Source organism: Lysobacter auxotrophicus, from assembly GCF_027924565.1.
In the GTDB taxonomy this organism is placed as follows: domain Bacteria; phylum Pseudomonadota; class Gammaproteobacteria; order Xanthomonadales; family Xanthomonadaceae; genus Lysobacter_J; species Lysobacter_J auxotrophicus.
Genome location: NZ_AP027041.1, coordinates 109,167 through 124,568 on the forward strand (window position 1 = coordinate 109,167; position 15,402 = coordinate 124,568).

Annotated in this window: 19 protein-coding genes and 1 tRNA gene; 8 read left to right on the forward strand and 12 right to left on the reverse strand. The window is 63.1% G+C overall.

What is annotated here, in order from left to right; genetic code table 11:
- Nucleotides 1-20 precede the first annotated feature (20 nt).
- Together LA521A_RS00515 and LA521A_RS00520 are read left to right on the forward strand one after the other, a co-directional pair.
- The gene (locus tag LA521A_RS00515) at nt 21-581 is read left to right on the forward strand and encodes a dihydrofolate reductase family protein (protein WP_115842272.1); all 561 of its coding nucleotides are present in this window, start codon (nt 21-23) and stop codon (nt 579-581) included.
- Nucleotides 582-784: 203 nt separating this feature from the next.
- Nucleotides 785-1,240: a carboxymuconolactone decarboxylase family protein gene (locus tag LA521A_RS00520; RefSeq protein WP_115842271.1), complete on the forward strand. Its 456-nt coding sequence runs from the start codon at nt 785-787 to the stop codon at nt 1,238-1,240.
- Between the two features lie 235 nt (nt 1,241-1,475).
- On the opposite strand, the gene LA521A_RS00525 is transcribed toward LA521A_RS00520, so the two are convergent.
- Nucleotides 1,476-1,958, reverse strand: coding sequence for a hypothetical protein (locus LA521A_RS00525; RefSeq protein WP_147298615.1), 483 nt, complete (start codon nt 1,956-1,958; stop codon nt 1,476-1,478).
- A 418-nt stretch (nt 1,959-2,376) separates the two neighbouring features.
- Between LA521A_RS00525 and LA521A_RS00530 the strand changes: the two genes are divergently transcribed.
- Complete coding sequence (locus LA521A_RS00530; protein WP_147298614.1) at nt 2,377-3,060, forward strand: hypothetical protein; 684 nt, start codon at nt 2,377-2,379, stop codon at nt 3,058-3,060.
- A gap of 76 nt (nt 3,061-3,136) precedes the next feature.
- Here LA521A_RS00530 and LA521A_RS00535 read toward each other — a convergent pair whose 3' ends face one another.
- Together LA521A_RS00535 and LA521A_RS00540 are read right to left on the reverse strand one after the other, a co-directional pair.
- Nucleotides 3,137-3,532, reverse strand: coding sequence for a hypothetical protein (locus LA521A_RS00535; RefSeq protein WP_281780456.1), 396 nt, complete (start codon nt 3,530-3,532; stop codon nt 3,137-3,139).
- Nucleotides 3,533-3,641: 109 nt separating this feature from the next.
- Nucleotides 3,642-4,058, reverse strand: coding sequence for a hypothetical protein (locus tag LA521A_RS00540; protein WP_281780457.1), 417 nt, complete (start codon nt 4,056-4,058; stop codon nt 3,642-3,644).
- A 249-nt stretch (nt 4,059-4,307) separates the two neighbouring features.
- Here LA521A_RS00540 and LA521A_RS00545 point away from each other — a divergent pair, with 249 nt between their 5' ends.
- Together LA521A_RS00545 and LA521A_RS00550 are read left to right on the forward strand one after the other, a co-directional pair.
- Nucleotides 4,308-5,432 carry an ImmA/IrrE family metallo-endopeptidase gene (locus tag LA521A_RS00545; protein WP_281780458.1) on the forward strand — a complete coding sequence of 375 codons (1,125 nt, stop codon included), beginning with the start codon at nt 4,308-4,310 and terminating at the stop codon, nt 5,430-5,432.
- Nucleotides 5,425-5,949: a DUF4411 family protein gene (locus LA521A_RS00550; RefSeq protein ID WP_281780459.1), complete on the forward strand. Its 525-nt coding sequence runs from the start codon at nt 5,425-5,427 to the stop codon at nt 5,947-5,949. Before LA521A_RS00545 ends, LA521A_RS00550 begins: the two co-directional genes overlap by 8 nt.
- Nucleotides 5,950-6,565: 616 nt before the next feature.
- On the opposite strand, the gene LA521A_RS00555 is transcribed toward LA521A_RS00550, so the two are convergent.
- The 6 genes from LA521A_RS00555 to LA521A_RS00575 all read right to left on the reverse strand — a co-directional run bounded on the left by LA521A_RS00555 (nt 6,566) and on the right by LA521A_RS00575 (nt 10,173).
- On the reverse strand, nt 6,566-7,408 hold the full coding sequence (locus tag LA521A_RS00555) for a hypothetical protein (protein ID WP_281780460.1): 843 nt from the start codon (nt 7,406-7,408) through the stop codon (nt 6,566-6,568).
- Between the two features lie 155 nt (nt 7,409-7,563).
- Nucleotides 7,564-7,794, reverse strand: a complete 231-nt coding sequence (locus LA521A_RS00560) for a hypothetical protein (protein WP_253335840.1) — start codon at nt 7,792-7,794, stop codon at nt 7,564-7,566.
- Between the two features lie 100 nt (nt 7,795-7,894).
- Entirely contained in the window at nt 7,895-8,299 is a 405-nt protein-coding gene (locus LA521A_RS18965; RefSeq protein WP_425494544.1) for a type II toxin-antitoxin system PemK/MazF family toxin, read from the reverse strand.
- Between the two features lie 141 nt (nt 8,300-8,440).
- On the reverse strand, nt 8,441-9,145 hold the full coding sequence (locus LA521A_RS00565; protein ID WP_281780461.1) for a response regulator transcription factor: 705 nt from the start codon (nt 9,143-9,145) through the stop codon (nt 8,441-8,443).
- A gap of 33 nt (nt 9,146-9,178) precedes the next feature.
- Nucleotides 9,179-9,613: an EamA family transporter gene (locus tag LA521A_RS00570; RefSeq protein ID WP_281780462.1), complete on the reverse strand. Its 435-nt coding sequence runs from the start codon at nt 9,611-9,613 to the stop codon at nt 9,179-9,181.
- 251 nt (nt 9,614-9,864) lie between these two features.
- Nucleotides 9,865-10,173: a hypothetical protein gene (locus LA521A_RS00575; RefSeq protein WP_281780463.1), complete on the reverse strand. Its 309-nt coding sequence runs from the start codon at nt 10,171-10,173 to the stop codon at nt 9,865-9,867.
- 56 nt (nt 10,174-10,229) lie between these two features.
- Here LA521A_RS00575 and LA521A_RS00580 point away from each other — a divergent pair, with 56 nt between their 5' ends.
- Nucleotides 10,230-10,874 (forward strand): DUF1176 domain-containing protein, encoded by a 645-nt coding sequence (locus LA521A_RS00580; protein WP_281780464.1) that lies wholly within the window; start codon nt 10,230-10,232, stop codon nt 10,872-10,874.
- Between the two features lie 860 nt (nt 10,875-11,734).
- Here the strand turns inward: LA521A_RS00580 and LA521A_RS00585 are convergent.
- Nucleotides 11,735-11,811: transfer RNA gene (locus LA521A_RS00585), tRNA-Arg, on the reverse strand.
- Nucleotides 11,812-11,978: 167 nt separating this feature from the next.
- Between LA521A_RS00585 and ubiA the strand changes: the two genes are divergently transcribed.
- The gene (gene ubiA, locus LA521A_RS00590; RefSeq protein ID WP_281780465.1) at nt 11,979-12,887 is read left to right on the forward strand and encodes a 4-hydroxybenzoate octaprenyltransferase; all 909 of its coding nucleotides are present in this window, start codon (nt 11,979-11,981) and stop codon (nt 12,885-12,887) included.
- Between the two features lie 2 nt (nt 12,888-12,889).
- On the opposite strand, the gene LA521A_RS00595 is transcribed toward ubiA, so the two are convergent.
- Nucleotides 12,890-13,441, reverse strand: coding sequence for an HdeD family acid-resistance protein (locus tag LA521A_RS00595; protein ID WP_281780466.1), 552 nt, complete (start codon nt 13,439-13,441; stop codon nt 12,890-12,892).
- Between the two features lie 123 nt (nt 13,442-13,564).
- The gene (locus LA521A_RS00600) at nt 13,565-14,293 is read right to left on the reverse strand and encodes a ComF family protein (protein ID WP_281780467.1); all 729 of its coding nucleotides are present in this window, start codon (nt 14,291-14,293) and stop codon (nt 13,565-13,567) included.
- Between the two features lie 49 nt (nt 14,294-14,342).
- On the opposite strand from LA521A_RS00600, the gene bioB reads away from it, so the two are divergent.
- Nucleotides 14,343-15,386 (forward strand): biotin synthase BioB, encoded by a 1,044-nt coding sequence (gene bioB, locus LA521A_RS00605; protein ID WP_281780468.1) that lies wholly within the window; start codon nt 14,343-14,345, stop codon nt 15,384-15,386.
- The last annotated feature ends 16 nt before the right edge of the window (nt 15,387-15,402 follow it).

Consider the following 15,402-nt stretch of genomic DNA (forward strand, 5'->3'; position numbering starts at 1 on the left):
TTCCCAAGGAGGACGCTGCTTTGAAAACGCAGTACTACACGTCGTCGAGCCTCGATGGTTTTCTTGCCACTGAAGACGATTCACTGGAATGGTTGTTTCCGCTAGGCGACATCAACGAGACCAGCTATCCGTCTTTCATCCAGGGCGTCGGTGCGATCGCGATGGGATCATCGACTTACGAATGGATCCTGCGCAATGCAGGCAGCGTCTCCGAAGCGACTGGATCGGCATGGCCATACACCCAACCGACCTGGGTCTTCACCAGCCGCACCCTGCCCACGATTGAAGGTGCCAACGTGACGTTCGCCAATGGCGACGTGCGCGTGGTTCATACTCAAATGCTCGCGGCTGCCAACGGCAAGAATGTGTGGGTTATGGGCGGCGGTGGCCTCGCCGCGCAATTTCATGACGCCGGATTGCTGGACGAGATCACCGTACAAATCGGCTCGGCGACCCTCGGATCCGGGAAACCGTTGTTCCCGCGACGACTCCTCAGCCCCGGCCTAGCCCTGATCTCGGCAACGCAGGTTGGTACCGGGTTTGCAGAGCTGACGTACAGCGTTCTGAAGGATATCCACTAGCCCCATCTGAGGCACCGCCAGATGACCCGGCGGAGGCACTCTGGGCGCCGCCGATTCATGAAGTTCCACGGACAACCAAGACCCGAAGTCTGCTCGCGCACCGCTGATCTGCCAGCCTGTCACGAACTGCGACGTCTAGGCGTCCACAGGATTGATGGGCTGTCAAACGGCAGCTCAGCACCTCCTCAACACGGACTTCGACAATGAAACGCGCTAATTGGTTTACGGTTTCCCCCGAGGGTGCCAAGGCAATCGGGGCCCTCCACCACTTCGTCACGACGGGCACAGCCCTGCCGGCCAAATTGATTCACTTGGTGTTCTTGCGGGTCTCCCAGCTGAACGGGTGTGCCCATTGCATCGACATCCATACTCGCGATCTCATCAAGGAAGGGATGTCGGTGGACACCGTCGTCCTTGTTCCAGTCTGGCACGAGGCTGAGTACCTGTTCTCGGAGCAGGAGCGGGCAGCCTTGGCGTGGGCCGAAGAAGTCACGCGCGTAAGCGAGACGCACGCCTCTGACGCGGCGTACGCTGCGGCCGCAGCGGCGTTCTCCGAAAAGGACTTCGTGGATCTGACGCTGACTGTTGCGGCGATGAATGCGATCAACCGCTTGGGGATCAGCTTCCGACTGAAGCCCCGCGCCAAGGCACACGCATAGCGCGATCTCCGCGGCGTCTGGCTGGATTCTTGCGCTGGTCTGTCGGCGCTCCGCCTATGAATGTCCGCTATCGACCAGCAGCGGTGATTCGCCGGTTGATCGGCGTGCCTACGCCTCGATCTGAAGCACACGAATACCCCGCGCTATAGCGCCCACCTCACGACATGTCCGCTAAGAAGTGAGACCGAAGAAGCTGGGCCACCTCAAGTGGCCCAGCCTTTCGTAGCAGAAACGATCACGTTTTCGCTAGGTAGTTCCGAATGGCTGCAGGCATGGTCGCAACCGGCTGAGGCGGTGGCTCATCCGCGCGCAGATCAAGGTACATGTCGATTGCTTTGAGAAATGCAGCACGCACGGATTCTGCATCGAAGGTTGCGATGGTTCCTGCGAGCCGCCCCATGGCGGACCCGCCGAGCATCTCGATCCTGCGAACGCCACGTTGCGGGCGCCCTGCCCGACGATGCAGCATCGGTCCAAGCACCTGATCCCGAAAAAACGCCAGCATTCCCAGCGCCTCGAACACTTCGCCGCGCGCCAGCTTTGCCGCTCCGTAGTGCAGCCAGATCCACGCTCTTTGCTCGAACCACTCGGGCGGCGCGTTGGGCCACTCGATGGCTGCCGCTTCGAGGATCGATTCGAGCTGCCCCGAATCGCGTGCGAAAAGCACCGCTGGGCGTTCGACGAGACGTGTCAAGTCCGAAGACTTCACGAACTTCAAGTCGACGTGCACCAGCGTTGGGCCGTACAGGCAGATCAGAAGCCTCGGCTCCCGACATGCTCGCCGGTAAACGCTGCTAACAGCTCCCCAAGTCTCGCAGCGAACGCAAGCCTCTTCAGTTTGATATGGAAGTAGAGTGCCCCGGCCACGCCGGGATAGAGAACTAGAAGCAGCCAGAAGTGAGGCGTGAGGAAAGGCATGTCTGACATTCGCGGATGCCTTGAGTGGCCCATATAAGTCGGAAGCGGACATTAGCACCGCCGAGGAGGGCTTGCCCGGCCCAATGTCCGCTAACGGCCAGAAGCGGATTCTGCTGTCATTCTGAAAGCTCATGCGACGCGGCCTCCTTCCTCTCGACCACTTGAAATTTTGCCCAGCATGCGGCCTGATCCGCGGGAACACACGGCAGGGACGGGGCATGGGAATGGATCGAGGTTGTGTCGTCGGAATCGCGCTGCTGCTGGCAATAAGCATCAACGCGTATGGGGAGGAGCCTCCATCGCGACAACCGCTTGGAAAGATCGTGTATGTGGAATCGCAGGACGAGTTCGCGGAGATCAACACGCAGGCCACGAAGGGCATGCTGCAACTGTTAAGGTCCTCGGATGAAGGCGTTCGCGACAAGGCCCTGCAACAGGCCATCGCGCGTCCCAACCACTATGCCCCCCCGGTTCTCTTCGAGATCTCCAAGGCTCTCTACGCGGACGACCAGCCGGAAGAAGCTACCTACTGGTATGTCCTTGCACGGGTTCGCGCGGTTAACGACAGTTCCATCCTGCTGGATGAAACAGCAAAGACTGGTCTGCTGGAGCTGGTGCAGGCATTCAACAAGGGCTTCTCAGACTATGCGCCCCAGCATATGGACGTCGTGTGGACACAGATGAATCGCGCCGTGAATTGGGACCGCGCCAACCCGCCCGCCTACGATCGACGTTGGATGGCCCTGCACGGGATGCAGGCGATCCGGAGCGGTCTGGCCGCCAAGGAAGGCCGGTCGCGTGAGCGGGGGGACATCACGATCCCGCAGCAGCAATGGGCCGTATCGGATGAGGAAAACCGGGTAGACATGCTGCAAAAGATGAAGGCGCGCATGCCTCGGTGAGCCAGCTGTGAGTTGATCACGTTCGCTTCGGGCGAAAGCGGGCATTAGCACGGCCGAAATCAGCGGGCTCCCATCATCACCAGTCGGGCGAGACGCCCGCTACCGAGCAAGCTTCGCGATACGTTTCAACGGCTTTCGGGTGCATCTTCCGCAGCTTGAATGGTTTCTCCACCACCGGAGAGGGCCCGATGTTTCCCCACTCTCCAATGCCAACGGTCAGCTTCGTCCCCTTGCTGCAATCAACATCCTCCACGCCGAACAGGCCAGTCCCCAGAACATTCGACAGAACGACGCGAACCGTGTGCTCGTCGATCCTGGCAGGTGTCGGACTGCCGTCTGGCAGCGTGCCGAACAGCATGTGGGAAATGATTGGGCTTTCGTCGAGCGGGATCCCGCCGAACTTCCCGTAGATCGGCTTTTCAATCGTGGCTGCCGTGCCGATCATCGGCAGACAAGCCGCCAGCAGGATCACAAATCCTTTTACCCGCATTCGCCTTCCCCTCATGTCGGCTTTGGGTCGAAAGCGGACATTAGCACCGCGTAGTGACTGTGTCGCAACGCCCGATACCTACCCGAAGCGGTCACTCGCGACGGGAAGCAGGCACGGCCGGCATGTCGTTCGGCGCCTGCTCGCGCTTGCGCAGAGCGTGCTTGACCACGAAGTGCGTGGAAATGGCTATGAGCGGTCCGAAGATCAGCATTTCGTACGAAACCTGGTCTGCGATCGCGAACACAAACCCGGGCAGCGCTCCCACGATCATCACGGCCACGTAGCTCGCGCGACGAAAATACAGGAGGAAGGCATACGCCACCGCACCATACGTAAGTGCTGGGATGGCTCCGATTACCAGCGCCAACGAAGCGACGAACATGCCCATTCCCAGTGCCTGCCCGGCTTCAATATTCGCCACGATGAGGCCCAGGCAGGCGTACACTCGCCACCCCAGGACGCACCCGACAAACAGGCCGCAAAGCGCGCCGAGGAAGCCGGTGGCCAAGCACCTGATCAGACGCTTTGTTCGATCTTCCATACCGCCCCCCCTGCGCGTCATGTCGCACGTTTCGCCTCTGCTCCTATGCCGCTATCGGCCAGAAGCGGACGTTCCAGAAGTCACCGTAGCCCGCCCAGCCCGGCAGCGTGAACGTCAAATGGGCGCGGCGGCACTAGCCCACCATCTTCTCAGTCCGTAAGACAGGGAGGGTATGGTCTAATGAGCCGTTTCATAAGGGGCGATAGACGGGCAAACGTGGAGGCGCTGGAACTCTCCCGCGACGTGCTTGATTGGGCTGCCGAAAGGGCTGGCCAGACCCTCCATTCGTTCGCCGAGAGCGTGGCCAAGCGCGAGAAGGACCGCGAGCGCATCGCCGAAGGTCGGCTGACCGTGCCGCAGGCTGAGAAGCTTGCGAAGAAGGCGCGCATTCCTTTCGGCTACCTGTTCCTTGCCGAGCCGCCCGAAATCACGCGCCCGAGCATTCCCGATCTGCGCCAAGTCCAAGACGCGCAGCCGCTGAGCGAAGATTTCTATGAAACGCTCGAAGACGTGTTTGCGAAGCAGAGTTGGTTGATCGAGCACCTGACAGAAGCGGGAGCCGGCGAGCTTCCGTTCGTTGGTCGCTTTGCCGCCGATGCGAAGCGAAACGCTGACGACATTGCTGCGGATATGCGCCGCGAGCTTGGCATTACCGACGACGATCGCCGTAAGAGTCCCGATGCAGCCACCTATTTCTCCGCGCTGAGCGCGAAGGCCGAGGCCAAGGGCGTGCTGGTGTTTAAGACCAGCTACGTCAAATCCAATACCCGCCGACCGATATCCGAAAAGGAGTTTCGAGGCTTTGCAGTCGCGCACAAGCTGGTGCCGTTGGTATTCATCAATGGTCGCGATGCCGAAGTGGCAGCCGTCTTTACGCTCATGCACGAGTTAGCTCACATCTGGCTCGGCGTAACCGGTGTTTCCGACGTGACGCCAAGCCGATTCGGCAATCCGACAGAGCGGCTATGCAACCGCGTTGCGGCGAACGTGCTAGTTCCTGTGAATGCCTTCTTGGAGCGATGGGCGGGGCCGCAAGACGTCGAGAAGCTCGCCAAGTATTTCCGAGTAAGCAAGCTCGTCATCGCGCGCCGCGCGTTCGACAGCAAGCTTGTGGATCAAGCCTTTTATGACGAGATCGCGGCCAACACGCAGCGGGTTAAGTCCAGCGGCAAGCCGACCGCCCTCGTGACTATTCCGATTAGAAACAGCAAGAAGTTCACGAGGACGATTGTGGCGAGCGCGATGAGTGGGCAGACGTTGCTCCGTGACGCCGCGAGTCTATTGAACGTCAAGCCTGATACGGTCGTGGCGTTGGCAAAGGGGCGTGCCGAACATGACTAACAAGTACATCATCGATTCCAATGTCTTCATTCAGGGCAAGAACTTCCACTATCACTTCGCCTTCTGCGAGGGGTTTTGGGATTGGGTGCATGAGGGCTTCGACAAGGGCGTGATCTACAGCATCGGCAAGGTCCGCGCGGAGCTCCTCGAAGGCAAGAAGGGCGACGAGGCGCGCACTTGGGCCGAGGAAATGCCCAATGGGTTCTTTCTCGACGACGTGGGCGACGCGGCCGTTATGAGGGAGTACTCCCACTGCATGACTTGGGCCGCCGCCGACAAGCACTATCAGCCCGCTGCGCTCGCGCGCTTCGCCGAAGGCAAGAGGGCTGACGCCTTCCTGCTCGCATACGCACGCGCCTATGGGCATATCGTTGTGACGCAGGAGTTGTCGCAGCCCGAAAAGAAAAAGGAAGTGCCGATTCCCGACGCGGCACTAAAGATCGGCAAGGTTAAGACCGTGACGATCTACGAATTGCTAAGGGCGCACGCTCGCCCGACGTTCGTCTTCAAGCCCTAGCCTCGGGGTACATTAGATTGCCCGCACAAAGCTAGAGCGTGGCGAAGCACTGACCCCGGAGAAGCTGCAAACGCTCTGCGACCGAACCGCCAGCCTGTTTGCGGAGCCCAATGCGCTGCACAATCGCGGCGACAGCGAAACAGGCCCGCGCCCTGCCTTGCAGAGACGCATCGAGGGGTACGATGCACTTGTGGCCGAATTCGAAGCCCTGCGCGGCGACGATGCAGCGCCCGCCAGCGACGACGACGCGGCAGGGTAGCGGTCAGCTAGGCCGCACCTAATGCGCACCCGGGCGGGTCGTGCTGGCGCAACACCGGGGCCGGGCGATAGCCCATAAAGCGTAAGGCCTCGCAGGGCAACGCCTTGCAGAGCCTACCTTTCAAGCGGCTTTGTTCCGCCGAAAATGGTGGCCCGGGGAGACAATCGACCCCCCCGACACGGGAATTTTCAATCGCATATCGGGGGGCGGCGCCACCGCGAGCGGCCAAACTATGTCTCAGATGGAGGCCAATCTATGGTTGAACGCACACACGGCGGCTAGAGCAACCCGTGTAGCACCGAGACGGGACATCAGCCAACGGTCAGCCAGGGAGCCGCGGAGCCGGCTGAGGGCGCGTCAACGGCCGAGCTCAAGGGTGATGATGTTCCCAAGCTTCGATTCCTTGCTGACGCCGAACTTGCCCTCGGTGATCTTGATTGGCGAGATCGACCACTCGAAGCCACCGGACGTCTTCTTCTCGTAGGTGATCTCGAAGGTGTACTTGGCGCTCTTGAGGCCTAGCAGCGACGCACACGGCGTCGAAGGATCGCAGGTGGGGTAGGCGGTCGACAGCGCCGATAAGATGGCGTTGGTCAGCTCCTGAAGGTCGTAAGGCTGCTCAGCGGTATCCATGAGCCGCATGCCGGGAGGCTTCGGCATCGGCGCTAGGACGATCTCGTAGGACGATCCGCGGCCAAGCTTGCGCGACAGCTCCGCCGAGATCAGCTTCAAGGAAGCGCCGCCTGAGACTTCCGCCGATCGTGCGGCCGTGAACTGCAGCATTGCATTGTTGATCGCGGGTGGTTTCATCTGCTCGACGTACTTGCAGTTCTCAGTCTGCGACGCCTTCTCGCACTTCGCGGCCGCCGTAACCAGACGATCGGTACAGATCGCGTCGGCGGCGCCGCTTTTGTCCCGGCGGCATTCTTTGACCGCATTGGTCTTGAGAGCTACGCAGGTGTTCTTTGCCAGTGCTTCATCCTTGTCGCAGTTGTCCTTCACCTGCTTGAAGGTCGAATCGCCCTGCCAGTTCGGATCCACCGCTGTCTGGTCAATGGCGCGCTGGACGGCGGCGATAACGAATGTGACGGACGGAAGGTCGGCGGCGACATCGACGGGCTTCTCTTTCGTGTTCCAAGTGCAACCGCCTGTCGCAATGGCGAAGGCGAACACGACGGGCAACGCGCGGAACGCAGACATGGCAGCCTCCTTTGCTGGGCGTCCTACCTGAACGCGACCCGCCGTTCAGGCCGGACAGGCCCGGGCCGGACAATGGCGCTGGGACGCCGCCGCTCGGTTAAACCTTCCTAGTCCAATGTCCACTATCGGCCAAGAGGAGACATTCGGGGCTCCAGTTAGCGACGACGGCCGAGCCAGAAGTAGACGCAGCCACCAACAAGGACTGAGAGCACGAAGAAACTTGGCGCGGCTTCCAGGAGATCGGCCCAAGTCGTCGTCGAGTCAAAGGCACGCCCCTTGCCTCGAAATCCAAGCCAGTATCCGATGAGAGCAACTACAAGAAAGGCGATGCCTCCAGCGAATGCCCAATGCAGCCGCTCAATGCTGGTCGCCGTCTTCTCGGGCATGGCCCACCGAACGTCCGCTATGGGTCGAAAGCGGACATTAGCAGCCCGGCTGTCGGACGTCCCGGCCGAACGTCGCTATCGGCCAGAAGCGCGTCGTTGTTCACCGACCACGGAAATGAGACGCCTGCAGAAACCGTAGTGCAGCAACTACTTGGTCCACTCGGTGGCTGGCAAGTGAGCCTATACGTTCGCCAAGACGACCCTTGTCGATGCTTGAGACCTGGGACGCGATCACGACGCTCTGCCGTTCGAGCCCACCTTCTCCTGCATCCAACAGAACAACCCCAGGCTCGGACGCCCGCTTGAGGTTGGAGCTAAGCGAGCAAACCACCACGGTAGCAATCCTGGAGTGGTTGAGGACGTCGTTCTGGATCACGACGTGCGGATGCGGGGATCCTGAGATCAAACCAATCGACTCGTCTGCGGCAACCCAGAAGATGTCCCCGTAGTTGATTAGCGGCCATGCCCCGTGCTCTTGCATATGTCCTTCTCGATACGCCGCCATCACTCATCCCGCCTAATGTCCGCTTCGGGTCGAAAGCGGACATTAGCAGCACGGCTGCCCGCCATCCCGGCCGAACGTCTGCTATCGGCCACAAGCAGACGTTAGGCGCCAAGCCAGTGATGTCCCACAAGGCCGATACGGTCAGTTCTCCAGGCCGCGTTCCAAATCCTCCGAATGCGGCTCTGCGATTCGGTAGCCGACACGCGAAACTGTCTGAATCAGCTTCGTCGGAAACGGACCATCAACGCTTTGCCGCAATTCGTAGATGTGGGAGCGCAGCATATTGCCATCGGGCGGCTCATCGCCCCATACCGCGTGTTCAAGACGTTCACGGGGAACAGTTGCGGGACTGGCACGCATGAGAACCTCCAGCAGCTTTCGCGAAGCCGGATACAGCGCGAGGATGCGCCCCCCGCGCTCAGCTTCAAGCTTACTTACGTCGTACGTTAGGTCTGCCACCCGTAAGAGAGTCAATCTGCCGCGACCCTTCGCCCGCGCGACCAGCGCCTCGATGCGGACCTCAAGCTCTGGCAGCTGAAACGGCTTAGTCACGTAATCGTCGGCCCCTGCTCGAAAGCCGGCGATCTTGTCGGGCAGCTCGTCTTTGGCGGTCAGCATTATCACAGGCGTATCGCGCCCCACCTCTCGGAGGCGGCCAAGCACCTCAGGGCCATCCATACGGGGCAGCATCCAGTCCAACAGAACAACGTCGAACTCTTGGTTTGTGGCCAAGTGCAGGCCCGTAATGCCATCCGGTGCCGCATCCATGGTGTAGCCACGCGCTTCGAAGTACTCGAACAGATTTGTGACAACACTTAGGTTGTCTTCAATGACAAGCACGCGCATAGAGTTCATCCGTATGTGTGCGAAGCGAAGCGCTCATCTCTTGAGCACCAGCATTCCAATCCCCAGAAGCACTAGTGCAATCGCGATCCAGTCCCTTACCGATGGGCGCTCGCCGAGAAATACGAATGCGAACAAGATCACGAGTACCACACTGGTTTTATCCACGAGCGCGACCTTGGTCACGTCGCCGAGTTGCAAGGCGCGGAAGTAGCACAGCCATGACGCGCCCGTCGCCGCAGCCGACAGTGCGAGGAATGCAAGTGTGCGTGGCGGCAATGAGAACGGATTGGACCATCGACCTGTGGCCACGACGGCGGGCACCAGCAGAAGAACTACGATGATCGTGCGAATTGCCGTAGCCAGGTTGGAGTCCACGTCCCGAACCCCTAGTTTTGCTAGGACTGCCGTCAGTGCAGCAAAGCAAGCGGACAATAGCGCCCAGGGTACCCAACTTGACCAAGTTGGCATGGCACGCCTCCTTCAGAGATCGACCGAAGAGTACATCGCCACGCGTACGGTTCCGCACTTCGCGCTCCATTGCGTTGACGCAATGACCGCGTTGGGTCGAAAGCGGACATTAGCAGCCCGAACGCCGGGCGTCCCCGCCGAGCGTCCGCTATCGGCCAAAAGCGGACGTTCGGTTAAAGACTGGCGACCACCCCAGCGCCGCGCTCAAGCTGCTCCCGGGACTCCGTCGAAAACTGCTCGGCAAAAGAGTTCTAAGTGCCCGCGCTTGAAAGCGTAACGGCAGCCACAATCATGCCGACACCGATCAGCAGCGAGACAACGTGCACAACAACGTCGCGCGAGCTCAAGTTGTCCACGTCTTCCCAAGTGGTGGTGAAGTCGTTCGCCTTTCCTTGGCGCTTACGCGCATTGTCCAGTGCACGATTGGCCGTGACGAGCGGCAACGTTATTCCGGCGAGTGCGAGCAGAACGCCTAGCGGCGGCTCCCCGCCGGCCAGCAGCATGCCACCGGCCATCAGCCAAAACATCAAGATCAATGCGCCGCGTGCCGCGCGAAACATGCTGCCCCAAGGAGGGCACAGCTTTCGCTCGAGCTAACCGTTGAGGTATACGCCACGTGAGCAGAATCCGCCGCAGCTACACCCGATGCCTGGGTCGCGAAGGGCACGGACACAAGGCCACTGCCCGCCGCGGCCGTTGCGTCCAAGCTGCCGCCGGCCGCACTCACCGGACCGCCGATCGATGCCGCACAGGGGCGGCCCTGGCGGCGTACACAAGGCGGCAAGGCGACAAGCTGCTGGCGCAGGCGGCGACGGGGGCCGGCACCGACGATTGCGATCCACCCGATCCGGAGTCCGTCGGCGATCAGGTATTCGCGCTGGACGCCACCCGCGCACTGGTAGCGCTGCGCTGTCTGGGCGGCGCCTATCAGAGCAGCTTCCTAATGCTCAGCGTGGACCGCGCCATGCAGTCGGCGCCAGCGCTGGTCGAATTTCCCGGCCCGCCCGGCATCGATGGCGAGGCGGGCGCCGCCACGGCGCTGCTCGTCGATCCTATTTTCGCCAGCGGAACACTGACCAGTCTTGCCAAGGGACGTGACTTGGGCGATTGCGGCGAGCTGAGCCAGTGGCGCTATGACGGCCAGCGGTTCCGGCTTGGTTGGAGCGCTCGCCTGGACCGGTGCGGCGGTGTGCTGCCCGATGACTGGCCGGTGATTTGGCGCACCAGCAACGCAGATACCAAAGCCCTGGAGGGTGCCTGATGAAACCCCGACTGTCGCTTCTTTTGGTTCTCCTGATTGCGGGGCTGCGGCGGACGCGATGCCGCCGCGCCTGCCAGCGACGGCCCCACGCCCGCCGTCCTTGCAGCGGCGGCCGGATCCGCCCCAGTCAGCCAGGCTCCCGCGCCCCTGGCACCTGAGCCCGCTGCCACGGCGTCTGCCGCGTCCGTGGCGCCCGCCCCCATCTATCACCTGGAAGGCGAGCCCGGACACGATGACGACGCGCGCTATGTCTTCGAACACCGATACGGCGCCGGCGTGCCCAAGGGGCACCGCCTTGAGGATGCGACCTACGAGTATAGGGACAGAATCGCCTCGCAGGTGCGTGCCTAGGCAAGCCCGGCGGCGACAGACGATAGCGCGTAATCGCGCGGTTGCTCCGCGCAACGGTCAAGCCGTTTCTGCCCAAGCAACCCCAGCATCGGCACGGTCGGCGACAGGTTTCGCCCACGTGCCAACCGGGTTAGCCCCGCACACCGCAGTCGACCTTCGTCGCCGCCAACGATTATTAGCTGTTTTTGGTGCATTCAGGTTGACTTTTGAGGGCGCCGGTTCCGCGCATCCTATGTCCCCAGCGATACCAGCAGTTCGAGCGGTATGCGTCGCTTCGCGGTCTTCAGGGACCGCGCATTGCGGCGCCAGTCGGACTGGATCGGGCGAGTCATTGACGCTAGCTGCCGCACCTTCCGTAGGGTCGATTGAGCGCGGGTGCCGATAGAACTGGTCGCTCGTGGCCCATGTCTCAGCCGAAGCCGACGACAGCGATCGGGCGAATTCCTTCTAAGTCTGTCGTTGGCGACAAACCTTATGAGAATGCATACACGACGGCGCGGTGCGTAAGATGGCGCGCCCGGAGGGATTCGAACCCCCGACCAATGGCTTCGGAAGCCACTACTCTATCCGGCTGAGCTACGGGCGCCTGGATGTCCCGCGATACGGCCTGATCGAGCGATCACGTCGCACCGTGCGGGGCTGGCATTCTAGCGGCAAAGCGCGGCGGCGTGCTGCGAAGCGGCTTCCCGGCGCGTGCGGCGATGTCGCCGATCGCACCGCATCGCGTCCAACTTCTTCCCGATTTCCCCCGAAATGAGCTACGAACGCTTCCAAACCCCCGCGGCCTCGCCGTGGAAAACGCGACTGGCGCTGTACTGGCAACTGGTGCGCGGCGACCGCCCGATCGGCTGGCTGCTGCTGCTGTGGCCGACGTGGTGGGGGTTGTGGATCGCGGCCGGCGGCGTGCCGCCGCTGTGGACGCTGTTCGTGTTCAGTGCCGGCGTGTGGCTCACCCGCTCGGCCGGCTGCGTGATCAACGACTACGCCGACCGCTGGCTCGACCCGCACGTCGAGCGCACCAAGGACCGCCCGCTCGCCACCGGTGCCGTGCGCGGCCGCGAGGCGCTGGCGCTGTTCGCGGTGCTGATGCTGGTGGCCTTCGGGCTGGTGCTCACGTTGAACCGCCTCACGGTGCTGATGAGCTTCGTCGGTGTCGCGCTGGCGGCGAGCTACCCGTACCTCAAGCGTTACACGCACCTGCCGCAGGTATATCTGGGCCTTGCGTTCGGCTGGGGCATCCCGATGGGATTCGCGGCCGTGCAGGGCGAAGTGCCGGCGGTGGCCTGGCTGCTGTATGCGGCCAACATCGTCTGGTCGACCGCGTACGACACCTGGTACGCGATGGTCGATCGCGAGGACGACGTGCGCATGGGCAGCAAGTCGACGGCGATCCTGTTCGGCGACATGGACCTGATCGCACAGGGCGTGCTGTACGCGCTGTTCTTCCTGGCGCTGGTGTTCGTCGGCCAGCGCGCGACGATGGGCATGTACTACTGGCTCGGCGTGGCCATCGCCGCCGCGCTGGTGGTCTACGAGTTCGCCATCGCTCGCACGCGCGAGCGCGCGGCATGCTTCCGTGCGTTCCTGCACAACCACTGGGTGGGGCTGGCGATCTTCGCCGGCATCGCCGCCGACTTGGCGCTGCGCGGGCCGGCGGCGTAGGGTCAGAGGGTGTCGGCGAGCTTGCGCAGGCGCATGCCGGCGATGATCTGCAACACGCCATAGAACAGCGCGGCCACGCCGATCCACAGCGCCACCGTCACCAGCCCCGCGGCAGGACGCATCAGGAACATCACCGCCAGCACGATGGCGAGCACGCCGCTCAGCGCGATCATCCATTCGCCGGTGATCGCCTTGCGGATGCGGATCGCCAGCACGATGCGGTAGATGCCGGCGACCAGCAGCCACGCGGCGAGGATCAGCAGCAGCACGCCGGCCGTGGCGACGGGGTTGCTCACCGCCAGCACGCCGAACACCAGCGACGCCAGCGCATACAGCGCAAGCCAGCCTTTCGATACCGAGACGTTCCTGTCGAACAGCGCCAGCAGGCTGAGCACGCCCTCGGCGATGGCCATGACGCCGAACGCCCAGGCGATCGCCACCGCTGTCTTCGCCGGCCAGAGGAACGCGGCGATCCCGAACAGCACGCCGATCACGCCGTACAGCACCAGCACCCACCAACTGCGCCCTACCGTCCGCAACACGCCTGCGTTCATGACGAGCTCCTTGACCATTGAGGTCGGCTACCGGGGTCCTGTTCCGCCGCAGCGTGAGCGCGCAAAAGTCGTCACCGGGTGAAGGGGGGGTGACGGGCTGAAGGCGTATCGGCGAACGCACCGTCATGGCACGCGCGCGCAGACCCACACGTCCACGCGCGCGACGCCGGCGCGGAGCAGGGCGGTTGCGGCCGATCGCGCGGTCGCCCCGGTCGTCATCACGTCGTCCACGAGCGCGACGTGGGCTGGCAGCGGGGGGCCCGCGCACACTTCGAAGGCGCCGCGCAGGTTGCGGCGGCGTGCGCCTGCGTCGAGTCGCGACTGCGCGGCCGTCGCGCGCACGCGCCGCAGCAAATCGTCCCGAAGCGGGACGCCGAGCCGCCGCGCCAGCGGCCGGGCCAGTTCCAGCGCCTGATCATAGCCGCGCCGCCGCAGACGGTCGCGATGCAGCGGGATGGGAACCAGGGCCAGCGGGCGGTCCGCGTCGACGAGGCCGTCGCCCATCAGCCCGGAAAGCAGGCGCAGCCCGGCCAGGTCGCCATGGAACTTGGCGCGCGGAAGCAGGCGGTCCAGCGGCGTCCGGTAGAGGAATGGCGATCGCGTGGCGTGCTGCGGTGGTGGGCGACGCAGGCAATCGCCGCAGGGGCCGCTGCCCGTGCCCAGCGGCAGGGCGCATCGCGAGCACGCCGCCGCGAGCCACGGCAGCGACTCGTGGCAGTAGGCACACAGAACGCGACCGTTGCTCCCACGTTCGTCGCAGACGAGGCACCGCGACGGCAGGAGGCGATCGAGTAGCCGCGACGACCACTCGTAAACTCCGTGCGCCGCAGTTTGGTTGACAGGGTGGGGCATGGTTTCCAGACTGCCCGGCCTGTCTTGCCGAAAACATCGGAATTCCCCCATGCCTGCCATCAGCCCGTTGCCGGTCGTCGAGTCGGCCGAACCGCGCCACGACTGGTCCCGCACCGAGGTCCGCGCGCTGTTCGACCTGCCGTTCCCGGAACTGCTGCATCGCGCGGCCACCGTGCATCGCGCCCACTTCGACCCGGCCGAGGTGCAGGTCAGCACGCTGCTGTCGATCAAGACCGGCGGCTGCCCGGAAGACTGCGGCTACTGCCCGCAGGCCGCGCGCTACCACACGGGCGTGGAGGCGACCAAGCTGATGAACACCGAAGCGGTGCTCGAGAAGGCCCGCCAGGCGAAGGCCGCTGGCGCCAGCCGCTTCTGCATGGGCGCGGCGTGGCGCTCGCCGAAGGATCGGGATATTCCGAAGGTCGCCGCCATGATTTCCGAGGTGAAATCGCTGGGCCTGGAGACCTGCGCCACCCTCGGCATGCTCTCGGCGGACCAGGCGCGCGCGCTGAAGGACGCCGGCCTGGACTACTACAACCACAACCTGGACACCGCGCCGGAGTTCTACAACGAGATCATCCACACGCGCGAGATGCAGGACCGCCTGGACACGCTGTCGCACGTGCGCGATGCCGGCATGAAGACCTGCTGCGGCGGCATCGTCGGCATGGGCGAGCGCCGCGACCAGCGCGCCGGCCTGCTGCAGACGCTGGCGAACCTGCCGGCGCATCCGGATTCGGTGCCGATCAACCGGCTGGTGCAGGTCGAAGGCACGCCGCTGGCCGGCACCGAGCTGCTGGACCCCTTCGAATTTGTGCGCACCGTCGCAGTTGCGCGGATCCTGATGCCGCGGTCGATGGTGCGCCTTTCGGCCGGTCGCGAATCGATGAGCGACGAGTTGCAGGCGCTGTGCTTCCTCGCGGGTGCGAATTCCATCTTCTACGGCGAGAAATTGCTGACGACCGGTAATCCCGACACCGAGCGCGATATGGCATTGTTCGACCGACTGGGCTTGCGTCCGATGCCCGTGGTCGAACAAGGGGAGACCGTCCATGCCGACATCGTCGAAGCGGCGCACCACTGCGCTGCGTGATGGCCTGCCGGTGCAG